Raw genomic sequence first — 5,434 nt, forward strand, 5'->3', positions numbered from 1 at the left:
CTAAATGAAAATAAAACTGAATTCCCAAAAATTTTTGACCGATACCAGTTTCGACAAAACATAAAAATGAGATTAAAAACACTTGACAGCCTTGACCAGAAAGAATCCCTGCTAATGACACTTATCAAATACAATGAACAAGCGCTACTGGAAGCATTGATGGGTCGAAAAGATTTCAATATTGATGAATTGAGGATTTTTGGAGAAACACCACTTGTTTATGCCATTAAACAAAGAAGCCAATGGGTTATCAACTTATTAATAAAAAAGCAAGTCATCGACCCAACGTGAATGACAATGACTCTAAAATCGTAATCTGAAATCTGGCCTGAGTCAGGGCAGTCTATTCTCGGACAGCCTCCGTAACATCCACTTTTTCCATATAAGGTGCAGGCGCAGTAACTTTTTCAGCGGTAAACATGCATAGAATACCGAGTTCATGTAAGTGCTTCTGATTTGAAGGTGCAACGAATACCCTTCTATCGTCCACAACGACTTTATCAATCACCTCTTGTTCATCATGATCTGGCAATCGATCCCTGCCATTTATCAAGCACCGGTAGTGACGTGTTCCTGCCTCTCTATTCTCTACATAAAACACTTTGGTCGCAATCCTGTACCTTTGGATAATTTCTTCCGGTGGGAGAATTGCATCAGGACTGGCTTTTCTACAGGTTAACTGAAATTCCTGAGCTGTATCACGGGCTAATTTTTCTGCGACTTTTGCCCGGTCAAAAGGTTCCGGAAGTATTTTCAGCTGTATAGTGATCACTTCCGGAGCATCTTCCACCAATAATACCTGCCGCTCCTGGAGAACATCCCATAGATGATCTCCTGTTCCCGTTTCTTTTGCCCTGGAAAGCGGGGTTGGCAAGTTGTTTATGGCATGGCGGAAATTATTACTATCAATGGTTATTTTCTGGTGCTCACCTGCAGGTATGTTTTTTAAAGAAAGTGCATCATCCAGAATCATTTGAATAGAGAAATCATCCCGTCCAGCCTGCTCAACAGAAACCGGAACTGAGTAAATCAAAGTGTCTGATTGAACAGTATCATTTATTGGGGAGACCCCAGGAATATTCCCCATAGTTGGCCGTGGATCATCGGTTATCATGACTATATCGGAGCCCCTCATAATCCGTCGTTCAGTTAACAGTCTGAATGCACATTTATTTAACTGCTCCCTGGGGATGACTAATTTTAACAGTGGCGATAGAAACTCTGCTGAATCCTGTTGAGGTAACTGATTAAGGGGTAAAAGTGGTAGCCCATTTTCTTGACCCACTCCTTCAACAACCGTATTTTTTTCAGTTCCTGTGCCTGCTGCCTGTTTCTTTAGAAGTTGGGAATTTATAAATTTTATATACCTTTCATGGAAGCCTTCGAAGCCAACAAAAATATGATCGGAAGCACACACTGAGCATAACGTTAAAAACAGTTCATAGGTTTTTTGCATTTTCGGGTGCTGCTTTTTTCGATACTGCCTTTCCATAGTTATCAGGCACTTTCTGATAGCGTCAATTGAAAGCCGTGTTTTTGTATCTATGTCCAATTCTTTTTTGAGTAATGTCAGGCATACTTCAGGAGAGAGATTTTTCAGAGGGATGACTTTTTCTCCTGAGGTCCGGGATATATACCTTTCATCATGATCCTGCTCCCTCTCAGGGTCGCACTCAATAGTCGGTGGATGAGAGGTAGCAGACAGTAAATGAATATAGGGTGAAACCAGAATTTGCCAGGTGGACACCGCAGCAAAACATGTGTTGCTGAAGTTGGTAAAGCCTTCCATAGAGACTACCGGCGAGAGGTAAGCATCCAGTGGGCGATGAGTGAAAAGCTTAAACAGCCGTTGCCGCTCTCTTCTCTCATACCTTTTCTCCGCCATTTCCTGTATGACTTTTGGATCAAAGCCAAGGGCTGCCTCTGTAACGGTAATATCATTTTTCAGCTTCCGTAAAACAGGAAGACAGGCTAGCTCTGCTGCGCTTGGGGCAAGCAGTTTCTTCAAGGTAACGGGGATGACATTAAAGTTATAAGATATTATGTCGTAGCCATGCGATGGATCAAACCAGGTTCTTTTCGTGTAGGTATCAGGTTCCAATATCAGCCAGAATAATGCTTCACCAAACCTTCGGTAATACTGCTGCAAGACGCTTTGTATGGCTCTGTTCAGGCTATCCAGTTCCTCATTTTTTTCGTCTGCCATTGAGTAACGATGAATTGTCTTCAAGGTAACGAAGATTATTTCCTGTATGAGAATACGCATTTCTCTGGGGCAACGCTTCCAGTATTTTGCTGGATTATTATCAACTGCCTGAATTTTTTTACTCAGATAATCAAGCCACTCTTCATCCGTTGTCCATTGGTCCGTGTCGGAGCAACACCTGATAAATGAGTGTACGATTTTTTCCCACACTCCTTTTCCACTGATGATGACCTTGAGACTATTTATTATTCCCAAACTTCCGATGCACAGTTCTTTCTCAGGGGAGGGGTTATTGTCTTTTATTGATTGGGATTTTTCTGTTGATGCGACCGAATCACAAACCATTAATTCTTTACGGGGTATATCTACAGGAGGCGGGAATATTTCTTCATGCTGTGATGATGGCAATCGAGGTCCACATGCCATTTGGCTGGTGGTTAAACGCTGGCAACGTCGGGAATGAAGCGTTTCTTGCAACTCATTTACATCGGACAGGCTGCTTGTTTTCCTTAAACAACACGCTTCATCACTCAGTTTTAATGAACGTTTTGGATGGAATACGGTTGCATCCCCGGCCAGGCGCTGTTTTCCGGGGAGCAGGCTATCGTGTGAACCGGAGGCATCACAGGAACATTCCGGTAAAATATGGTAATCCATATGATGGTTCTTTGTTGGAGAGTCCCCCAGTGTAGTTCTGTAATGAGTTATTTCTCAACAAACGCCCTTTCAATAACGTAATCAGCCACATCCCCGGTATGGGATGAGGCAGTGAAGCCGAGGTTATCCAGAATCTCACAGGTATCATTAAGCATGGCCTGACTGCCACAGATCATGGCCTTATCGGTTTGTGGGTTCAGTGGTGGAAGGTCCAGGTCATTACACAGTTGACCACTGGTAATCAGATCCGTCAGCCGACCGGTATTTCTGAATAGCTCACGGGTAACGGTTGGATAGTAAATCAGCTTCTGTCGAATTTCCTCCCCCAGGTATTCATGGTCAGGCAGATCATCCAGAAGGTAGTCATGATAAGCCAGCTCACTGACGTAACGAACACCATGGACAAGAATGACCTTCTCAAACCGTTCATAGGTTTCAGGATCTTTGATAATGCTCATAAAAGGCGCAAGACCTGTGCCGGTAGCAAAAAGGAACAGGTTCTGGGCCGGCTTCAAATCACCCACCACCAGGGTGCCGACCGGCTTGCGACTCACCAGCACAGAATCACCCGGCTTTAAATGCTGAAGCCTGGAAGTCAGAGGCCCATCAGGCACTTTGATACTGAGGAACTCAAGGTGCTCTTCATAGTTGGCACTGGCAATACTGTATGCCCGCATCAACGGTTTCCCCTCTACCTCAAGACCCAGCATGACAAAATGACCATTATGAAATCTGAGCGATGAGTCACGGGTTGTGGTGAAGCTGAACAGGGTATCGTTCCAATGCTTCACGGTTAATACGGTTTCTTGATTAAATGCTGACATACTCTGCTTCTTTTTCTTCGTTGTTTGCTTCCTTAGCAGGATGACTTCGGAGTCCATATCCGACGGTTGAGCCAGGTCCTTTTTATCAGCGACCTTAAAACCAGGGCTAACTGTAGCAAAATTTGGACAAAAATGCTGGACTCGCTCTCTGCTTACAGAAAATGGGCCTGAATGAATGGCAAAAAAAAGGGAGACCTGCAAAAACAGATCTCCCTTTTAACAACCGGTATAAAAACTTAAGCCAGAGCAGCTTTCGCCTTTTCAACCAGCTGGCCAAAAATCGCCTTGTCGTGAACGGCCAGATCAGCCAGAACCTTACGGTCGATTTCGATAGCCGCTTTCTTCATACCAGCGATGAAACGGCTGTAAGACAGGCCATTCATGCGAGCACCGGCATTGATACGGGCAATCCACAGAGCGCGGAACTGACGCTTACGCTGACGACGGTCGCGGTAAGCATACTGACCAGCTTTGGTAACTGCCTGCTTGGCTACGCGGAATACACGTGAACGTGCACCGTAGTAACCTTTAGCCAGCTTCAGAATTTTCTTGTGACGACGTCGTGCAATGACGCCACGCTTAACACGTGCCATAAGTTATCTCTCCTGTAAAATGATCAAAAAAGCGATTAGTCGCGCAGCATACGCTTAACGAGACCATGATCCGCTGGAGATACCAGTGAGGTACCACGCAGCTGACGCTTACGCTTGGTGGTCATCTTGGTCAGGATGTGACTCTTGAAGGCACCTTTACGCTTGTAACCGGAAGCGGTTTTCTTGAAACGCTTCGCGGCTCCACTGTTGGTTTTCATCTTTGGCATGAAAAACACTCCGCATTCGCGACCACTGATCTGCGAAACCAGCGTCGGGACAATTAAAAATAGTGCCGCCAAAAGCCGAAGCCATCAACCGGCACGAAGCACTAAAAAAACCGGCCAGGCTCCCTACCCTCAACGAGTACCAAACCCAAACGCCGTTTTTTTAATTACTTCTTCTTTTTAGGGGCAATCACCATGATCAGTTGACGGCCTTCCATTTTCGGATGCTGTTCGACGGTTCCGATTTCTTCCAGGTCTTTTTCAACCCGCTTCATCAGTTCCATGCCCAGCTCCTGGTGAGCCATCTCACGACCACGAAAACGAAGGGAGACCTTCGCCTTGTTGCCCTCAGTAAGGAAACGTACCAGGTTGCGCAGTTTTACCTGATAATCCCCTTCTTCTGTACCCGGGCGAAACTTGATTTCTTTCACCTGGATCAAAGTCTGCTTTTTCTTGGCCGCAGCCTTCTGTTTTTTCGATTCGTACTGGTGCTTACCATAATCCAGGATCTTACAGACCGGCGGCTCACTGGTCGCATTGATCTCAACCAGATCCAGCCCCGCTTCCACAGCCATGCTTAACGCATCTTGTATATCAACTACACCGACCTGTTCTCCGTCGGCCCCAATGAGGCGGACCTCTTTTGCACGGATATTTTCATTAATCGGAGCCTTTACTGGGCGACGATCACGGAAGCTGTTGCGTCTGATGGTTGTATCTCCTGTGTAAGCAACATAGTAAGTCCCGCGAAGCCTCTTGGACTAAAGAGTTGCCAGACCATCAGGCAACCCGGGACAGTTTTCTCGGAGCGAATCAGAGATCGGTTTACCCTCTCAGGCAGTACGACCACGCTTGAGGACATCGGCCTGCAGGCGTTCCCGGAACGCTTCGATGGACATTACGCCCAGATCTTCACCGGTGCGGGTACGG

6 protein-coding genes are annotated in these 5,434 nt (G+C 46.0%); 1 reads left to right on the forward strand and 5 read right to left on the reverse strand.

The genetic code is table 11. The annotated features are described in order from the left end of the window. Nucleotides 1-291, forward strand: a 291-nt coding sequence (locus KDK13_RS07060) for an ankyrin repeat domain-containing protein (protein ID WP_257284271.1), incomplete at its 5' end; no start/stop codon positions are given. A 52-nt stretch (nucleotides 292-343) separates the two neighbouring features. Here the strand turns inward: KDK13_RS07060 and KDK13_RS07065 are convergent. From KDK13_RS07065 to infC, 5 genes are all read right to left on the reverse strand, one after another. Next, entirely contained in the window at nucleotides 344-2,863 is a 2,520-nt protein-coding gene (locus KDK13_RS07065) for a hypothetical protein (RefSeq protein WP_257284272.1), read from the reverse strand. A gap of 47 nt (nucleotides 2,864-2,910) precedes the next feature. Beyond that, nucleotides 2,911-3,687, reverse strand: a complete 777-nt coding sequence (locus KDK13_RS07070; RefSeq protein WP_257284273.1) for a ferredoxin--NADP reductase — start codon at nucleotides 3,685-3,687, stop codon at nucleotides 2,911-2,913. 236 nt (nucleotides 3,688-3,923) lie between these two features. Next, nucleotides 3,924-4,280 (reverse strand): 50S ribosomal protein L20, encoded by a 357-nt coding sequence (gene rplT / locus KDK13_RS07075; RefSeq protein WP_257263274.1) that lies wholly within the window; start codon nucleotides 4,278-4,280, stop codon nucleotides 3,924-3,926. Between the two features lie 35 nt (nucleotides 4,281-4,315). Continuing rightward, nucleotides 4,316-4,507 (reverse strand): 50S ribosomal protein L35, encoded by a 192-nt coding sequence (gene rpmI / locus KDK13_RS07080; RefSeq protein WP_257284274.1) that lies wholly within the window; start codon nucleotides 4,505-4,507, stop codon nucleotides 4,316-4,318. 164 nt (nucleotides 4,508-4,671) lie between these two features. Beyond that, a complete protein-coding gene (gene infC, locus KDK13_RS07085; RefSeq protein WP_257284275.1) occupies nucleotides 4,672-5,214 on the reverse strand; it encodes a translation initiation factor IF-3 in 543 nt (180 codons plus the stop codon). Nucleotides 5,215-5,434: the final 220 nt, after the last annotated feature.

This window comes from Endozoicomonas sp. SESOKO1 (assembly GCF_024606265.1).
GTDB lineage: Bacteria > Pseudomonadota > Gammaproteobacteria > Pseudomonadales > Endozoicomonadaceae > Endozoicomonas.

What these genes read in the sequence shown, in the direction of transcription:
- KDK13_RS07065 (WP_257284272.1), bottom strand. Translation starts at nt 2,863, where the DNA reads ATGGATTACCATATTTTACCGGAATGTTCCTGTGATGCCTCCGGTTCA.
- rplT (WP_257263274.1), bottom strand. Translation starts at nt 4,280, where the DNA reads ATGGCACGTGTTAAGCGTGGCGTCATTGCACGACGTCGTCACAAGAAA.
- rpmI (WP_257284274.1), bottom strand. Translation starts at nt 4,507, where the DNA reads ATGCCAAAGATGAAAACCAACAGTGGAGCCGCGAAGCGTTTCAAGAAA.
- KDK13_RS07070 (WP_257284273.1), bottom strand. Translation starts at nt 3,687, where the DNA reads ATGTCAGCATTTAATCAAGAAACCGTATTAACCGTGAAGCATTGGAAC.